The sequence below is a fragment of the uncultured Litoreibacter sp. genome (genome assembly GCF_947487515.1).
In the GTDB taxonomy this organism is placed as follows: Bacteria; Pseudomonadota; Alphaproteobacteria; order Rhodobacterales; family Rhodobacteraceae; genus Litoreibacter.
Genome location: NZ_CANKWO010000003.1, coordinates 625,580 through 640,871 on the forward strand (window position 1 = coordinate 625,580; position 15,292 = coordinate 640,871).

General features: G+C 52.9%; 20 protein-coding genes and 1 pseudogene. 13 read left to right on the forward strand and 8 right to left on the reverse strand.

The features are described from left to right. Window positions 1-356 precede the first annotated feature (356 nt). The 7 genes from Q0746_RS16745 to Q0746_RS13040 all read left to right on the forward strand — a co-directional run bounded on the left by Q0746_RS16745 (window position 357) and on the right by Q0746_RS13040 (window position 5,528). A complete protein-coding gene (locus Q0746_RS16745) occupies window positions 357-875 on the forward strand; it encodes a transposase (RefSeq protein WP_363322772.1) in 519 nt (172 codons plus the stop codon). 128 nt (window positions 876-1,003) lie between these two features. Further along, on the forward strand, window positions 1,004-1,225 hold the full coding sequence (locus Q0746_RS13015; protein ID WP_298260925.1) for a hypothetical protein: 222 nt from the start codon (window positions 1,004-1,006) through the stop codon (window positions 1,223-1,225). A gap of 7 nt (window positions 1,226-1,232) precedes the next feature. After that, window positions 1,233-2,045, forward strand: coding sequence for a hypothetical protein (locus Q0746_RS13020; protein WP_298260927.1), 813 nt, complete (start codon window positions 1,233-1,235; stop codon window positions 2,043-2,045). Next, the gene (locus Q0746_RS13025) at window positions 2,042-2,950 is read left to right on the forward strand and encodes a hypothetical protein (protein ID WP_298260929.1); all 909 of its coding nucleotides are present in this window, start codon (window positions 2,042-2,044) and stop codon (window positions 2,948-2,950) included. The genes Q0746_RS13020 and Q0746_RS13025 overlap by 4 nt, the downstream gene beginning before the upstream one ends. Further along, complete coding sequence (locus Q0746_RS13030) at window positions 2,838-3,896, forward strand: hypothetical protein (protein WP_298260931.1); 1,059 nt, start codon at window positions 2,838-2,840, stop codon at window positions 3,894-3,896. The genes Q0746_RS13025 and Q0746_RS13030 overlap by 113 nt, the downstream gene beginning before the upstream one ends. Further along, entirely contained in the window at window positions 3,877-4,389 is a 513-nt protein-coding gene (locus tag Q0746_RS13035; protein WP_298260933.1) for a hypothetical protein, read from the forward strand. The genes Q0746_RS13030 and Q0746_RS13035 overlap by 20 nt, the downstream gene beginning before the upstream one ends. After that, a complete protein-coding gene (locus Q0746_RS13040; protein ID WP_298260935.1) occupies window positions 4,386-5,528 on the forward strand; it encodes a TniB family NTP-binding protein in 1,143 nt (380 codons plus the stop codon). The genes Q0746_RS13035 and Q0746_RS13040 overlap by 4 nt, the downstream gene beginning before the upstream one ends. On the opposite strand, the gene Q0746_RS13045 is transcribed toward Q0746_RS13040, so the two are convergent. Continuing rightward, window positions 5,525-6,046: a hypothetical protein gene (locus Q0746_RS13045; protein WP_298260937.1), complete on the reverse strand. Its 522-nt coding sequence runs from the start codon at window positions 6,044-6,046 to the stop codon at window positions 5,525-5,527. The two genes, Q0746_RS13040 and Q0746_RS13045, sit on opposite strands and share 4 nt — an antisense overlap. A 118-nt stretch (window positions 6,047-6,164) precedes the next feature. On the opposite strand from Q0746_RS13045, the gene Q0746_RS13050 reads away from it, so the two are divergent. Then, the gene (locus tag Q0746_RS13050; RefSeq protein WP_298260939.1) at window positions 6,165-6,677 is read left to right on the forward strand and encodes a Crp/Fnr family transcriptional regulator; all 513 of its coding nucleotides are present in this window, start codon (window positions 6,165-6,167) and stop codon (window positions 6,675-6,677) included. A 28-nt stretch (window positions 6,678-6,705) separates the two neighbouring features. Here Q0746_RS13050 and Q0746_RS13055 read toward each other — a convergent pair whose 3' ends face one another. Beyond that, complete coding sequence (locus tag Q0746_RS13055) at window positions 6,706-7,113, reverse strand: helix-turn-helix domain-containing protein (RefSeq protein ID WP_298260941.1); 408 nt, start codon at window positions 7,111-7,113, stop codon at window positions 6,706-6,708. Window positions 7,114-7,220: 107 nt separating this feature from the next. Between Q0746_RS13055 and merF the strand changes: the two genes are divergently transcribed. Beyond that, window positions 7,221-7,427, forward strand: a complete 207-nt coding sequence (gene merF / locus Q0746_RS13060) for a mercury resistance system transport protein MerF (protein WP_298260943.1) — start codon at window positions 7,221-7,223, stop codon at window positions 7,425-7,427. Then, the gene (locus tag Q0746_RS13065; protein WP_298260945.1) at window positions 7,406-7,630 is read left to right on the forward strand and encodes a GDCCVxC domain-containing (seleno)protein; all 225 of its coding nucleotides are present in this window, start codon (window positions 7,406-7,408) and stop codon (window positions 7,628-7,630) included. The genes merF and Q0746_RS13065 overlap by 22 nt, the downstream gene beginning before the upstream one ends. Window positions 7,631-7,648: 18 nt before the next feature. On the opposite strand, the gene Q0746_RS13070 is transcribed toward Q0746_RS13065, so the two are convergent. From Q0746_RS13070 to Q0746_RS13095, 6 genes and pseudogenes are all read right to left on the reverse strand, one after another. Further along, a complete protein-coding gene (locus Q0746_RS13070; protein ID WP_298260947.1) occupies window positions 7,649-8,074 on the reverse strand; it encodes a cytochrome c in 426 nt (141 codons plus the stop codon). Next, a complete protein-coding gene (locus Q0746_RS13075) occupies window positions 8,071-9,369 on the reverse strand; it encodes a multicopper oxidase family protein (protein WP_298260949.1) in 1,299 nt (432 codons plus the stop codon). Before Q0746_RS13075 ends, Q0746_RS13070 begins: the two co-directional genes overlap by 4 nt. An 8-nt stretch (window positions 9,370-9,377) precedes the next feature. Further along, entirely contained in the window at window positions 9,378-10,226 is an 849-nt protein-coding gene (locus Q0746_RS13080) for a CopD family protein (protein WP_298260951.1), read from the reverse strand. A 2-nt stretch (window positions 10,227-10,228) separates the two neighbouring features. Further along, a complete protein-coding gene (locus tag Q0746_RS13085) occupies window positions 10,229-10,570 on the reverse strand; it encodes a copper resistance CopC family protein (protein ID WP_298260953.1) in 342 nt (113 codons plus the stop codon). Between the two features lie 27 nt (window positions 10,571-10,597). Further along, window positions 10,598-11,032 carry a cytochrome c gene (locus Q0746_RS13090; protein ID WP_298260955.1) on the reverse strand — a complete coding sequence of 145 codons (435 nt, stop codon included), beginning with the start codon at window positions 11,030-11,032 and terminating at the stop codon, window positions 10,598-10,600. Between the two features lie 73 nt (window positions 11,033-11,105). After that, window positions 11,106-11,857: pseudogene (locus Q0746_RS13095) on the reverse strand (glutaredoxin). Window positions 11,858-11,967: 110 nt separating this feature from the next. Here Q0746_RS13095 and cueR point away from each other — a divergent pair. The 3 genes from cueR (at window position 11,968) to argF (ending at window position 15,237) form a co-directional block, all read left to right on the forward strand. Next, a complete protein-coding gene (gene cueR / locus Q0746_RS13100) occupies window positions 11,968-12,351 on the forward strand; it encodes a Cu(I)-responsive transcriptional regulator (protein WP_298260957.1) in 384 nt (127 codons plus the stop codon). 805 nt (window positions 12,352-13,156) lie between these two features. Beyond that, window positions 13,157-14,335 (forward strand): aspartate aminotransferase family protein, encoded by a 1,179-nt coding sequence (locus Q0746_RS13105; RefSeq protein WP_298260959.1) that lies wholly within the window; start codon window positions 13,157-13,159, stop codon window positions 14,333-14,335. After that, on the forward strand, window positions 14,332-15,237 hold the full coding sequence (argF, locus tag Q0746_RS13110) for an ornithine carbamoyltransferase (protein WP_298260961.1): 906 nt from the start codon (window positions 14,332-14,334) through the stop codon (window positions 15,235-15,237). Before Q0746_RS13105 ends, argF begins: the two co-directional genes overlap by 4 nt. Window positions 15,238-15,292: the final 55 nt, after the last annotated feature.

A 15,292-nucleotide genomic window follows, 5' to 3' on the forward strand; every position in this document is an offset into this window, starting at 1 on the left:
AACCGTACAAGGTTTTGAAACCGCAAGAATTCCTGCACATCCCTCAATCGGAATTTGCAATTGATACTATGTGTGAGCGGCAAGATATTGTGAGGAGCAATGGCAAACGTATCGCTCAGATTAATTGCTCCGTCGGGTAGCAACAGGTAGTGGATCGGAGGCTGGGCACTGAAAAAAATGTACTGCGAATGGCCGCTCTCCAGAGCGATCCTAGGTGCCCTCGCACTTACAGCGAATGACCGGCATCCGCCCCCCTTGCAGCATAATCCATGTTGTGGACGGACACTTCTCTCCTTATCGATTGTCTTATGACGGCAAGCATCAGACCTGCAGCAAACACTCTGCGTATTCACTGGATGACGCTATTTCTTCAAGTCCCGGAGCCTGGAGTCGCCTCTACTTTTCCAAGCGTAGTATCCTGCAACCAACGACTCGCCAAAGTCAGATGGCCCGAGGGGCCGGTTTGTGTGGGATGCCAAGGCGGCGAAGTTGGTTTTCTTGAAAGTCGGCAAATTTACTATTGCCGGAGCTGCAATTACCAGTGTTCTGTGAAAGCTAAGACGTTTCTGCACCGTTCCCGTCTGGATCTTCGGACCTGCTTTCTTGCTGGAGAAGACATAATTCGTTGTCATGCACACGGGAACGAATGGTCTGAGCTTACAGGTCATGCGTTCGCAGAGCGGCTGGGTGTTTCATACGTGGCCGCCCGTCGGATCAAGAAATCATTAATCGAAGACTTAAGTCAGGTTGGCGGCGGATTGATGGGAAAGTGCATTTGTACCAACCCAATTCCGAAGCCCGAAGATATCAACAAAAACAGCCGGGAACATTACTTTTGGCTATACGATCAGTTACCGCCACCACAGCAACGATAAAACTAGCTTATTGAGTTAGCGATACAGCCAATCCCCACCGTAGTACGCGCTATCTGTGTAAATCCATTTTTTGGGGTCCTAGATCTGTTTTGAGGCACCGCACCGATTTGATCTGGAGATACGAGAAAATGAAAGAAATCATGCTTGAAGAACTGTGTGGTTGCGAAATTAGAGACTGCAATAATTTTCGCAAAGCATTGAGATTTAACAATAATTTGACTCGAATCGATTTCTCGCAAATCAATGCCGTTAAGGGAAATTTAAGAGACATCGCAGTGCGCAAAGCTATCAGCGCGCGCAGAGTTTGGATGAGAGAGGCGGGCGAGATGACAACCGCACTGTTTACATGACATGACGATGGAAGTTCAGACACACTCAGGCAGCGCCTCATCGGACGTCCTAATCCAGATGGATGTTGACCTGATGGAAACGGACGGAGGATATTTAAGGGTGCTGGTCGGCCGCCCTGAATATCTGGGGTACGAGAACCTCGATGAGTTATTACCATATGACGGTACGCGCGGTGTCGTGGGGCGCAGTGCGTCTGCAAAAACGGGTGCATTTGTCGCGAGGACCGAAGAGGATGGGTATATTCCCAGGGTCGTAGGCCATGAATCGAGCCTTGAGCGTGCGACAGCTATCCGATCGCTATTACACCCAAATGTTTTCGGCTTAAAATGCCAGCCCAGAAAGGTGTATTTCTCAAAGCCGATCGCAAAGTTGAAGTCCAATACACTAGACTACCTCGTCACGCTTAAGACGGGTCAGAAATACTATCTATATGTGAAAAACGAAGAGTCGTTGAGTAAGCCAAAACATGCGCTGATCTGTGAAGAAATCCGTAAGCAGCTACCGGCTGGCTATGGCTTCGCAGCAGTTTCCGAGGCTGAGTTCCCACCATATGTGCGTGGCAACAATGACCGAATGTTCTTGGCCAAGAGGTTTCCAGATCCTGACGCGGATCAGCGCCTGTTGGCGGTCTTGTCTGACCTGATCGACGTTGACAGGTTCACAGTTGAGGAGCTGGTTTTTCGGTGCGAATTGGGGCCTAAAAACACTGACAAGGGACGTGCTTTTGACGCAGTGCTGCGGGCGATTGCTGACCATAAACTTGTCGCAAACCGGCGAGAATTGATCGATTATCCGACTGTCTTAGGTTTGCCGGGATGAATGTTTGCGTCCAGAGATTCCACTTTGAGCCTGGAACGCTCATTGAATATGATGGCTATTCAGTCATTGTGGCGGGCTCTGGAAAAGCTGGGCTGATTATTCGTGATCGTTTCGTCGGCGACGATGAAGTCGTAAAGTACCATGTTCTGACCGACGGAAAGATCCAAGAGATCCTGAACCGTTTTGACGTCGTTATCGATACTGATTTCAGCAAGAATGATCCGAATGATCCTGGTTTTGATGTCGCTGAGGGCGGCGAAATACCTTGGGAGAACCGGTCCGAGGCTGACAAGAAGACAGCTTTCCAACGAGAGGCTTGGTGCCTTGCCGCAAGGAGTGTCCTGGGGCTGCCGCCGTATACTGAAACCCTGGTCGAGAACCACTACCGTGATATCAAAGAAGCGGCACATGATCGACAGCGCCTAAATGCGCTCGGTGAGGACAAAAATGGTGAGTTCTTGGCGCGTTCATGGGGCGCGAAATCGGTTTCCAATTTTTGCACAACATATTTTACCGCAAAAGTCCCGCACCCAAAGCTACTGTTGTCCAAAAAGCTGAAAGGTAACACTTTCTCTGATCTTACCAGTGCTCAAAATGCACTTCTCGACAAATGTTGCCAAGCGTACCTTAGCAAGGCACAGCGCTTCAAAAGCGTCGATCGTCAGGTTCGTCGAAAGAGCTTTCCGGCAGGCGACCAGAGAACGACTTGCAAACGGCGATGCGCGTCCCCTAAAGGCACCTCACACGAATACAGTCTATCGGAGACTGAAAAGGTTTACGCGGCTTCAGTTGGTGATCAGTCGCGAAGGATACCGCGCTGCACAAAAGGAGTTTTCGCCGACACAGCATGGTGTCCGTGCTCTGAAACCTGGCGAGCTCATCGAACTGGATTTCTGGAAAGGTGATGTTTTCACCTTGAGCAAGAAGGGCGAGTTTTGGGACCTTCTCGCCCCCGATCTGCAAAAGAAGTTGAAGGAAGGCGAGGGCAAGGGAAAAAAGAAAACTCGTCAACGGTTGTGGGTTTGTGCTGCCATCGATGTTGCCACAAGAATGATCCTCGGTGTCGGTCTGGCTGCGACACCAAATGCGCGCACCGTCATCGAAGTGCTAGATATGGTGACCCGCGATAAGAGCGACGTCAGCCGGATCGCGGATTGCAAAATGCCGTGGAGCCAGCGTACCGGACTCGGGACAATCGTCGTGGATACCGGTGCTGAGTTCTTCAATGAAGAGGTGCAAGCCGCTATCCTCGCGATGGGGGGTGCAATCGTCTTTGGACGTGCGGGGGTGCCGATGGACAAGCCATTCATCGAACGTTTCTTTGGCGGCCTCCGTACCATGTTTGCAGACGAGCTCCCCGGCAAGACGGGTTACTCGATTGACTGTTTGATTGACTATGACTCACAAGGAATGGCTGCATTTAATTCTGATGAGCTCCGCCACCTTTTAATCAAGTACATAGTCGACTCTTATCCGCTGGAAGAACATGGAGGTCTGCTAGGACAGCGTCCCATCGAAGCCTGGAAAAAGGCGCAGAAATACGGTGCGGTGCCAACACCATTGCCGCGCGTGCGCCGGAATGCGACGGTCCTCAAGGTCAAGAGGCTGATGTCTAAAGAAGGCATCCGCATCCTTGGAATCCCCTTTGGTGATGCCGATCTCTTCCCAAAACATACATCGAACGGAAAGTTCGAAGTCGAAGTGCGCATTGATCCTAATGATCTGCAAGAAGTCACCGTCTTGATTGAAGGCAAACAGGTTCACCTGGAAAACCAACGTAAAGACCTAGCCCACCATTCGCTCAGAACCCTGATGGCCGCTATCAAAAAAAATGAGATCGACGAAACCTAAAGACCAGATTTTCTATGAATACGTTCTTTCAGATTACGCAGACTGGTTCGCGGACAAAATTGCAATTGGGATTGACGCGCATGGGCTCCCATCGACCGAGATTTCTGCGGAAACGCTGGAATATTTCGAGCAAAGCTTTTGCATGAAATTGCATATCGACAAAAACCCAGATCAGGTGACGTCAGTCGACTTTGACCAACTGCTTGGTGGTGGAACAGGGCAAGGTATCTATTCCGCAGACGATATTGCTGAAGAGCAAGAAGAAAATGCGCAGTTGTGTCGGGAGGGGGACGGCAGCCCCGATGAGATGGAGGCCGCCGAACGGATTGATGAAACCCTTCGGGATGAAAAGCTAGACGTTGGCGGCTCTCTTCGGCGGTCATCAAGCGATCCGCCTAAGAAGAAAAAGCCTAAGACCACAATAGCCAAGTCAGGAAGTGCTCCTACCGGGCGTTATTCCGGAAAACCCAAAGGAAAAGGACGCTTCACTTGAAGATCATTGATATACCTAGGCACCTCAGCAAGGTGCGCCGTCTCTCAATGTTGAAGTCAATGTACTTTTACATGTCCCGGGCCGAAGAACTCGATGAGGTCCTCGCATCGGTGGTAGATGAGTACGATGCTGGCGCTTTGACCAGCCAGCACTTTGAAGGTTGTGGTTTGGTTGTGGTTGGCGAAAGCCATTCAGGGAAAACCTGGGAGATTGATCATGCGCTTGCCCGTATGGCTGAAGGAGGTGATCTTCTTGAGTGTGGGCGTGAAAAGCGCTTCACGCAATTTGCTTTGAACGGGGAAACAACGTGGAAGGCGATGGGACTGCAGATCACCAAAGAACTTGGCTATGAGATGTCACCACGCTGTACTGAGCACGTCATATGGTCCGAGATTCGCAAGCGTTTACAGCAGGATGGGGTTTGGCTTCTGCATATTGATGAATGCCAACACATGTTCCAGACCCTCGGGGAAAACGAGACCAGGAAGGTTCTGAATTCAATCAAGACTTTCATGAAGCACAGAGATTGGCCGATTGTCGTGGTTCTCAGCGGGATTCCCGAACTTATGGATAAAGTTAACCTTGATCCTCAGCTTCGGAATTTGATCACGCCTTGTTTCTTGCCCCCTCTGGACCCGCTGGCAGAGGATGCATTTGATGAAGTGGATACCGTCCTTTGTGGCTTCTCGCAGGCGACAGGTATCGGTGTGAGCGACGTCCGCAACGAAGATGTGTATGCGCGCCTGTGCCATGGGCACGGCAACTTGTACGGCCGTATTTTTCGATTTTTGATGGACGTCTTCGCTGCGCTACCGGCTGATCAATCAGAGCTATCAGTGGAGTTCCTAGCCGACCGCTATGCATCAAGAACCGGCTGCGTTCCTTGCCACAACGTTTTTTTAGGGATGACTATTTGGGATGCGATGTCGAGGTTTTGTTGGCGGGAACTTAGTTGGGCTGTGTTGGAGTTGAACGAGGTCATATTTGGCGTTGTGGGTCACCAAACAGGTCGAGACCGCGCAAAAGGCCTTCCGCCGCAAGAAGGAGACGTTCGCTGCGTCGCGTGGCGAGGTCAATTCTGCGGACGAAGCAACCTTTCCGTATTTGTCCACGAACGCCTGCTTTTCACTGTTTTTTAATGCGGTGATTGTCCTGCTGCTATCATAAGATGGTGCTGTTGATGATGCGCACCGACGGTCATCAACCCAAAGAAACCCAGTCCCAGCACTTGGTTCAACTCTTCCTCCGAAGCTGTCTGAACCAACATTGATGCGCCGCCTCCCACTTCTTCCGCGATGAATGTCCAATCCGATGATCGCTGCAGCATTGGGCTATGTGCCAAGACCATACGCCTGATGGATTCTGCGACTACTTCATCTCCCGTGACTTTGAATGTCACTCCCAAGCCATCGACCCTTCGTTCAACCAACACTTTGGTCGTCACGTTGTCCATATCCACGAGGTGATCACGCAGTGCTTTGATATCTACCTGCGTCCAGTCCGTGTCTGTGTCGTCACGCAGCAATGTCACGATCTCAGAAATCGCTGCGAACTGGGACTGTCCCGCTTCGTTTGGTGACCCCGACGTATGCGCATGTTGTGCCATGGCGTTCGATGCGGCAAACATCAGGGCTGCTGAAAAAAGTCCTAGCTTCATTGAATCCTCCTGTTTCTTGATAACCCTATCCAACTTCACTTTGGCCGCTTATGATCTCGATCATATGATTACTGATCCTTTCTCCCATCTACCCAAGACTGCGTGTCGCGCAATTGACATGCAAAAAGGTGACGTGCTGTTTCGCCAGGATCAGACAACATCGGGGCTTTACCGTGTCGTTTCTGGCTGCGTGACGCTGCAACGCACTGGACTGGGTGGCGACACCTTGACCCTTCATAGAGCGGTGTCGGGCGGGCTGTTTGCGGAGGCATCAGTCTTCTCAGAGACCTACCATTGCAATGCGATTTGCACTGCGGCTGGCAGCGTCACAAAGATCGCAAAGGCAGATGTCGTTGCAGCGATCCAATCCAATCCTGCGTTCTCCGAAGGCTTCACAAGGTTGCTGGCTGTTCAGGTCCAACAGTACCGCGCACATATCGAGTTGCTGGCAATCCCGTCGGCCAAGGACCGCATCTTGGCTGCGGTTCAGGCAGGGTACTTCGATGCTACGGTGACCGAGTTGGCCACCCGCATCAATCTCAGTCAAGAAGCCTGCTATCGCGCACTGCGGGCCTTGTGTGATGACGGTCGTGTGGTTCAAACAGGACGTGGACAGTACAGCCTAACGTAATCATTCAGATCAATTGGCTGATAGTCAGCTAAAGTGGCACCGTTGGAGCCTCGCTCATCAAGCTGTCCAGCATCGGGCATGAAGATGTTCCCTCATCACAACTCGCAGACAGGCTCTGTAAGGCTGCACGAAGTCGTTCAAGACTTTCAATCTTGGCATTGATCGCAACTAGTTGGTCTTCGGCCATGCTCTTCACTTCCTTACAAGAACGGCCTTGCTCGTCGTTCAGTGAAAGCAACGTTTGGATGATCGACATCGGAAACCCAAGATCACGGCAACGCTTTACGAAACGCAACTTTGCGATTTCATCAGCGGTATACAGGTGTCGCCCTGCCGCCGAGCGATCAGGTTTCGGAACAAGCCCCTCACGTTCGTAATATCGGATCGTCTCAATGTGGACGCCGCTCTTCTGCGAAGCTTTCCCGATGGCAAACATTTCTTTTGCTCCTGTAGTCGCTACAAGAGCTATGATTGGATGACGGGTGCCAATGCAAATCAAACTTTGGCGATAACCGCACAGTCAGGACGACAAGGGATAGTAATATGAAAAATAAACTGCTGGCATTTGGCATTGGGGGAACGCTGCTTGCTGCGCTGTGTTGCTTTACGCCGTTGCTGCCAATCGTTTTGACCGCACTCGGTCTTACTGGGTTGTTGGGTGTGCTGTATAACGACGCAGTTTTGCTGCCAATTTTGGCAGGGTTTCTTATTCTTACGGGGTACGCGATATGGCAACGACGGAAACAGTAGTTGCTCTTGAGTCCACACTGACCTGTCCCGACTGTGGGCATGTCGAAACTGAAATGATGCCAACAGATGCGTGTCAGTGGTTTTATGAATGCAAGTCATGCCAAACTGTACTCAAGCCACTGAGCGGTGACTGCTGCGTTTACTGTTCATATGCGACGGTTCCTTGCCCGCCGATACAAGAGGGCAAGTCCTGTTGTGGATGAAGCGACTCCACTGAATTGTTAGTGGGGAGGGTTCCTGCTGGCTTGGACTTCGCGTTCCCGCTCAGACCAAGTTGATCTGATGTAGGCGAGGATATCCCATATCTCATCATCTGTGAGTGTTCCGCCTAAGCCTGGCATCCCGCTGTTGAACCCAGTGACACCCCTAACCTCCAATGCAGCAGTGCCACCGAGCTTGGTATATTCGAACAGCAGTTCATCATCATGGTGCCACGTGTGACCTGTCCCGTCATGAGGCGGTGCTGGAAGCACACCATCAGCGTTTGAGGATTGCCAGTTCGGCTGTCCCTCAAGGTTGGCACCGTGGCACGATGCGCAGTTGTCTGAATAAAGGCTTTGACCCGCAACGATGTCGCGGTGATCCCAGTTGTGATCAGCGGCGATTGGGGATGCCAAAGACAGCAAGATTGTGATCACCCACCTCATGCCACATTCACCCATGTACGCATTCCACCAACGGCGTGGCTGAGCATGTGGCAATGGATCAACCAGCGACCAGGGTTATCGAAGACACAGATGACATCACGGCTTTCACCTGCGTTTACCAAAGTTGTGTCGCGCAGGTCGCCCAAGGCACCATTCTCATCGACTTCATAGAAGTGGTGACCGTGCAGGTGGATGCCATGCGGGAACAAGGTATCGTTTGCAAATGTAATCCGTACCGTCTCGCCATTCTGAAATGATCCAAACGGGTCGCCTTGTAGGTCCGAGACGTTGTTGAACGCCCAGATATTGTCGCCATCGTGGCGACCGCCCATTGCCCCCCCCATCATCGTCAACGTCAGATGTTGCGTGGGATCAGCAGGTGTTGGCAGATTAGGCGGCGACAGGGCCATGATCGGCCCACCCAACCTATCCGTATTTGTGCCACTCACAGCCAGATCAGCCAACCGATATGATCCCTGACGGGTCAGCATATCAAACCCAACGGGGCCAGCGACATCAACGATCAAGTCTGCCCGTTGTGCAGGTGCGAGGGTAAGCTCGGCCATAAGACGTGGCTCCGATAGAGCCATGCCATCCAAGGCCACAAGCAACCCGCTGACGCCGCTTACCGCTACAGGAAAAATGCGATTCGTTGCTGCATTAATCAACCGAAACCTAACACGATCTCCAGTCTTCACCTGACCTTGGGACAAGAAAGCACGGGCGAAATTCCCCATGTAACCGCCATGGGCGACACTGTGCATATCGGTAAACTCTTTGGACAGGCTACCATCTTCCTGCATCTGCCAATCTGCCATCAACACGGTGATGTCATGGTCAATATCAGGAGGAGTTTCATCCTCAACAATCAGTGGTCCCATCATGCCACGTGCGACTTGTTCATGAGAAATGTAATGCGAATGATACCAATAAGTGCCTTCGTCTGGCGGGACAAAGCTATAGGTTTTGGTATCGGAGGGTTCAATCAACTCCTGTGTCAGCATCGGCACTCCATCCATCTGGTTTTCCAGCCTGATGCCGTGCCAATGCACTGCGGTGCCTTCTTCAAGACCGTTCTCAACATCGATGTTCACACGCTCACCACGACGCACCCGCAGTTCAGGACCTGGCATTGATCCGTTGAAGCCCAGCATGGATGTCACGCCATTTCCATCTGGTAGGATTTGTTGCGTCACCGCTTCTGCCTTCAATCGTAACGTATCTTCGGCTGCGAATGTGGGCATAGGCAAGATCGCGGTGGCTGAAACGGAGGCCAAGAAGTGTCGTCTATTCATGTGGTGTCTCATGCTGGCAGAGTTAGGTGTGTTGTCAAAACAGCGGTCGTGCCAAGCACAACAAGGATGACCAGCCATTCAAACGATATAGATTTGGATAGGTGGCTTGCAGCGGCTGGATCACCTGCTCGGAGCGCGGGAACGAACCAAAGTTTGTTGGCCGCAGCCAACCCCAGCAGGCCACCTACGAGAAGAACCTTGATGATCAATGCCTGTCCGTATCCAGTCCCGATAAGTGCGGTGAACGATCCAACAAGCTGGTAGCCCATGTAACCACCAACGATGATCAGCACGGGGACTGTAGCGGACGCAACAACGCCAAATCGATGCCCCACGTTCGCAGCCATGTTAAAGGTGTCGGGTAACGATGCCAGGCGCTTCAATGGCGTGAGAACACCGATCCACAACGCGACAGTCAGCAAATGCAACGTCAAAGCGATGTCGAGCAGCGTCGTGTCTCGGCTAGAGATGTGTCCGACGTGATCGAATGACCAGATCGCCACGACTCCACCCAGAGCCGAGACCCAAGCTCCAACACGCCCCATGAACAAGCCAACGAACAACAGGCCGAGACCCACCAAACGCAATAGCAATGCCGTACCGACAGGCGTCGTCCATAGCAGACCCAGCATCTCTGGATCTGTCATACCGCTGAGATCACCCGTCAGGTTGGCTCCGCGTAATGAGAAGGCAAGGATGGTCGCCGCCATCCCTAGAACAGCGAATGCTGCGGCCAAACCATGTGTGCGATCTAGCCGAAACATCAGCGTCGCCATGACAGTGCCAGCCGCAGTCATCACGCCAAGGTATAGGGCAAATTTTGTGACGATGGCCGCCAGACCGAACGCATCAGGCATCGTTATTCGACTGTGAAGCTAAAGGTGCCGTTCAGGGCATGGCCATCTACACCAAGCCCACGCCATTCAACCACATAGGTTCCTACTCCCATGTCGTGCATTGGCAAGGCAAACTCCTGCGTGAAAGCCGTTTGTTCGCCAAGGTCCATGTCCATGCTGTGTGTGCCGGCATGTGTGATCGCGACCCGCGTCAGACGGATGTCACCTTTGAAGTTCATCAAAACTTCGGTCGGCATCTCTGTGACGATGGCCTCGTTAGCTGGTATCGTTGTATCGAGGGGGGAATGCGCCATCGCACCCGTGCCCCAAATCCCCATCATGCCTGCAAGTAGAATAGCTTTCATTGTTGTTTCCAGTCTTGTTGTAGGAGATCAATTGATCCCGTTGGCCCGTTGCAGTTCCCGAATGTAGGCGATGATCATCGTGACATCGCCTCGTGTTACCCCCTCAACAGGGGGCATGTCGCCAAACGGCCAATGGTGTCCCCGAACGCCCACAGCAGCGGCCCGTTGGAACGCCTCATCGCCGTGATGGCTTGGCTCATAGATAACGTGGACCAGCGGCGGTGCAACGCCATCTTGGCCCGCAGCGTTCCCCCCGTGGCAAGCCACGCATTTGGCCTCGTAGGCGAGTTGCCCGATCTGGGCATTCTGGGACAGCGTGTCAGGCAGCAGGACATTTGCAATAACTCCGTCTTCCATGGCGATGGCAACGTCTGTCGTTGTGGTGTGGGGTACTGTGGGCCACATCGCGTAGCCCACACCACCTGCAACCAAAATAGTAGCAATAGCGATGGTCGATTTCATTGAAGGCACTGATCCTCACATCTTTCTGCCATCGCTAAGCCTTCCAGTTGGTGGAGGGTCAAGCGTTTTCTTATCACAGCTTTGAGAGCATCCAGATCGCCATACCGATCATCATCAGGTTCTCGGTAAGCGACGCGGACCCAAGTGGAACTTTGCTGTCACCGCCGACACACAGGCGCACTTGAGTTCGCGTTTGTCGATGTAGACCGCCTTGAACACACTGATCGCGCCGATGCTTGCCACAAACAAAGCGGTTGGTGCAGACAACCAGGTGAGAACGCCCGCCATCATGAGCAGCCCCGCTCCCGTCTCAACGAAAGGATAAACGTAGCCGTAGGGAACCCATCGCTGAGCAAGCAGGTCGTAGTTCAGGAACTTGGTGGCGAACCGGTCAACATCTTGCAGTTTCTGTAGACCCAACAAGACCATTGAAATCGAGATAAACAACTCAACCGTCCGCCCAGTGAACATGGTGCCAAGGATGAGCCAAGTGTCTGCAACAGCCATCAACGCAGCAACCGTGAACAAGGCAACCACGGGCTTATAGGTCGTGGCATCATCAGCCATGGTGGCTTTCCCAAAGTATGCATTCAGATCGTCGAAGCCACCAATGCGGGTTTCACCAATGAATGTCTGCGGCGTCGTCCTTACTTCATGCTTGGCCTTGAACGCATCAACCTCGTCACGGCTGGTGAGGTGGCGATCATCAACTTGATAGCCCTGACGTTCCAGCAAGTCTTTCGACTTCAATCCGTACGGACACATGTGATCGGTCATTACCATCCTAAAGAGGGTCGCAGTTTTGTTGGCGGTATACTTGGGCATGGTCATTCTTTTCTTACGCAGGTGCGGGCATCCATCCGACTGGCGCCCTTGAAACTCATTCAGCATCAACCTAATCCCTCCAGTAACTAGAAGGTTAAGAGGTGAGTTCGGTGAATATTTCTGCTGCATCAAAGGCTGCGGGTCTCCCCGTCAAAACTGTGCGCTATTACGCTGACATTGGCCTCGTTCAAGCTCCGTCGCGTTCTGATGCAGGGTACCGCACTTATGACGATGCTTCTGTGCGAAAGCTGGTCTTCATCCGACGATCACGAGAGTTTGGCTTCACCATCGAAGAATGCCGTGAACCTCTCGGACTATACCAGGATCAAGATCGCACCAGCGCAGAAGTGAAACGTATAGCATCCAAGCGGCTGGAAGAAATCGAAGAGAAGCAACGTGAGCTGCAGTCACTGCATGACGAATTGGCGCATTTGGTGACAACTTGCCGTGGTGATCATATGCCTGACTGTCCAATTATTGATTATCTTGGGTAAAGTTAGCAGCTCCGTATTTCTCATAAGCCGACCTTCGCTGCGTAACAGAAAAATGTAGGTATGGGCTCCTAGCGGACATTCTCTGCGCAAACCATGAAAGTCTGTTCTCAGCAGGTGAAATTGACAAAGTGGCTGTAAAATGGACGAACATGAGCAGAACTCACCGGAAATTGTAGGGTGTTCAAAAGAAAAGCTACGGTGTGCTTCAGACAAAGAAAATCCAATGAAATCAATAGGCATCTTTTGCTGCTTGGAAAAGTTATGATGTGTCTAACAGGATTGTTGGAAATAGATGAGTGCTTTCGCATCTATTGCGGTTCTATACAACGCATCTGCAGCACGGCCAGTTTCGATCCGGCAAGAGCATTTGGAACGTTTGGGTAGGTGGGGCGCTGACACCAAGTTGACCGCCCCCTTTGGCGCGACACGGCCCAAAGCATATCTTTTACTCAGGCTTTAGGATAAATCCGTCTTGGGGACGGGGAAGCTGAGCCTCAATCAGCTTATGCAACAAAGCTCCCTCTCAACCTTGCATCGCAGCCACCGCCTCCACCAAAGGACGGGGGAGGCCCAAAGCAATGGTATGGCGCTGTTGAGCAGTTTCATCTGGACAGAAAGAGGATTGCGCCTTAGACGCATTCCCATGATCAAAACCGCACATATTACCATTTTGCGACGCCGACGCTGATTTAGCGTCTGATCACCTGTGCGCATTGCGCGCCTTCTCTTCCCTCTATCAAATTGACTTGTACCGGAACTTCCTAACATATCTGGATTTCCGCTGCGTATTAAGGAAACAAACGCGATGACATCTGCTGTACTGCCGACCTATTCACGGGCGAATATGAGCTTTGAAACCGGTGAGGGGAGCTGGTTGATCGCGCGAGATGGCACGCGATATTTGGACTTGGGCGCTGGCATTGCGGTAACGGGGCTTGGGCACGCCCATCCGGCTTTGGTCAAGGTGCTGCAAGATCAGGCGGGCGCGCTTTGGCACACCTCCAACCTTTACCAAATTCCACACCAAGAGGCGTTGGCCCAGAAGTTGAGCGACGCGACATTCGCAGACACGATGTTTTTCACCAATTCGGGCGCCGAAGCGATGGAATGCGCAATCAAGATGGCGCGCAAATACTGGTACGACAAAGGCCAGCCGGACCGGGTGAACATCATCACTTTCACGGGCTCCTTTCACGGACGGACATTGGCGACGATTTCCGCCGCAGGAAGCGAGAAACTCACAAAGGGGTTTGGCCCGTTGGTTGAAGGTTTCATAAACTTGCCAGCGGGGGACCACGAGGCCCTGCAAGACGCGTTGGACGACACCATCGCTGCGGTGATTGTGGAGCCAGTGCAGGGCGAAGGCGGGATTATTCCATTGCCAGACGCCTGCCTCAAAGGGTTGCGCGACATGTGCGACACGACCGGTGCGCTGTTGGTGTTCGACGAAATTCAATGTGGCGTCGGCCGGACAGGCAAACTGTTTGCGCATGAGTGGGCTGGCGTTACCCCCGATATCATGGCCATCGCCAAGGGCATCGGCAACGGCTTCCCGTTGGGCGCATGTTTGGCGACCGAAGAGGCGGCAAGTGGCATGACTGCGGGCACGCATGGCTCCACCTATGGAGGCAACCCCTTGGCCTGCGCGGTTGGTAGCGCAGTGATGGACATCGTGGCGGATCATGACTTCTTGAGCGAAGTGTCGCGGAAGTCAGGTTTGTTGCGTCAAAGTTTAGAAGGATTGGTGGCGTCTCATCCGACGATATTTGAATTGGTACGCGGGGCAGGGCTTATGATTGGCCTGAAATGCGTGGTGCCCAACAGTGACGTGGTGAATGCCTGCTATGACACGCATCTGTTGACCGTTCCAGGCGGCGACAACGTCATTCGGTTGTTGCCTGCCATGACGATCAGTGACGACGAAATTAAGGAGGCCGTGGCACGACTGCATCGGGCCGCGACAGCCTTGGAGGGCACACAGTGAATCATTTCCTAGACATCCATAAAACAGACCCAGCCGATTTGCGCCGGATCATCGACACTGCGCTGTCGGTCAAGCAGGCCCGCGCGGGCAAACCCAAGGGTGCTTTGGATGCGGATCAGCCTTTGAAAGACCACATGGTCGCGTTGATTTTCGAAAAACCTTCGACGCGCACGCGTGTCTCCTTCGACGTAGGTGTGCGTCAAATGGGCGGGCAGAGCATGGTGCTGTCGGGCACCGATATGCAGCTCGGCCATGGCGAGACGATTGCCGACACCGCCCGCGTTCTGTCGCGCTATGTCGATATGATCATGATGCGTACGTTTGAAGAAGACACGCTGTTGGAGATGGCCGAATACGCCACCGTTCCGGTCATTAACGGGCTGACGGACCGCACACACCCGTGCCAGATCATGGCTGACATCCTGACGTTCGAGGAACACAATGGCCCGATCAAAGGTAAAAAGGTCGTCTGGGCGGGAGATGGCAACAACGTTTTCGCCAGCTTCGCGCATGCCGCCAAGCAGTTCGAGTTCGATCTGGTGTTCTCGGGGCCGCAGCCTCTGGACCCTGAGGAGGCTTTGGACGGGCTATACACCACCGAGCGCAACCCGCGTGAGGCCGTCGAAGGGGCCGATTTGGTCGTGACCGACACTTGGGTGTCGATGCATGACCCGCAATCCGCGCGCGAACGTCGTCACAACCAGCTGCGCGGCTATCAGGTGAACAAGGACCTGATGGATCACGCCAAACCTGATGCACTCTTCATGCATTGCCTTCCCGCGCACCGCGAAGATGAGGCAACGTCGGAAGTGATGGACGGGCCAAATTCAGTGATCTTTGACGAGGCCGAAAACCGTCTGCACGCCCAAAAGGCGGTGATGCGCTGGTGTCTGGAGGGGTAACGCCTGCAGGCCGCAACCAGAGCCCTAGGAGGCTTAGCGGATATGACCTTGTCTG

Bases quoted from the DNA above. Each gene is read 5' to 3' on its own strand.
- Q0746_RS16745 (WP_363322772.1), top strand. From the start codon at position 357: ATGACGCTATTTCTTCAAGTCCCGGAGCCTGGAGTCGCCTCTACTTTT.
- Q0746_RS13015 (WP_298260925.1), top strand. From the start codon at position 1,004: ATGAAAGAAATCATGCTTGAAGAACTGTGTGGTTGCGAAATTAGAGAC.
- Q0746_RS13020 (WP_298260927.1), top strand. From the start codon at position 1,233: ATGGAAGTTCAGACACACTCAGGCAGCGCCTCATCGGACGTCCTAATC.
- Q0746_RS13025 (WP_298260929.1), top strand. From the start codon at position 2,042: ATGAATGTTTGCGTCCAGAGATTCCACTTTGAGCCTGGAACGCTCATT.
- Q0746_RS13035 (WP_298260933.1), top strand. From the start codon at position 3,877: ATGAGATCGACGAAACCTAAAGACCAGATTTTCTATGAATACGTTCTT.
- Q0746_RS13045 (WP_298260937.1), bottom strand. From the start codon at position 6,046: ATGAAGCTAGGACTTTTTTCAGCAGCCCTGATGTTTGCCGCATCGAAC.
- Q0746_RS13050 (WP_298260939.1), top strand. From the start codon at position 6,165: ATGCAAAAAGGTGACGTGCTGTTTCGCCAGGATCAGACAACATCGGGG.
- Q0746_RS13055 (WP_298260941.1), bottom strand. From the start codon at position 7,113: ATGTTTGCCATCGGGAAAGCTTCGCAGAAGAGCGGCGTCCACATTGAG.
- merF (WP_298260943.1), top strand. From the start codon at position 7,221: ATGAAAAATAAACTGCTGGCATTTGGCATTGGGGGAACGCTGCTTGCT.
- Q0746_RS13065 (WP_298260945.1), top strand. From the start codon at position 7,406: ATGGCAACGACGGAAACAGTAGTTGCTCTTGAGTCCACACTGACCTGT.
- Q0746_RS13070 (WP_298260947.1), bottom strand. From the start codon at position 8,074: ATGAGGTGGGTGATCACAATCTTGCTGTCTTTGGCATCCCCAATCGCC.
- Q0746_RS13075 (WP_298260949.1), bottom strand. From the start codon at position 9,369: ATGAATAGACGACACTTCTTGGCCTCCGTTTCAGCCACCGCGATCTTG.
- Q0746_RS13080 (WP_298260951.1), bottom strand. From the start codon at position 10,226: ATGCCTGATGCGTTCGGTCTGGCGGCCATCGTCACAAAATTTGCCCTA.
- Q0746_RS13085 (WP_298260953.1), bottom strand. From the start codon at position 10,570: ATGAAAGCTATTCTACTTGCAGGCATGATGGGGATTTGGGGCACGGGT.
- Q0746_RS13090 (WP_298260955.1), bottom strand. From the start codon at position 11,032: ATGAAATCGACCATCGCTATTGCTACTATTTTGGTTGCAGGTGGTGTG.
- Q0746_RS13105 (WP_298260959.1), top strand. From the start codon at position 13,157: ATGACATCTGCTGTACTGCCGACCTATTCACGGGCGAATATGAGCTTT.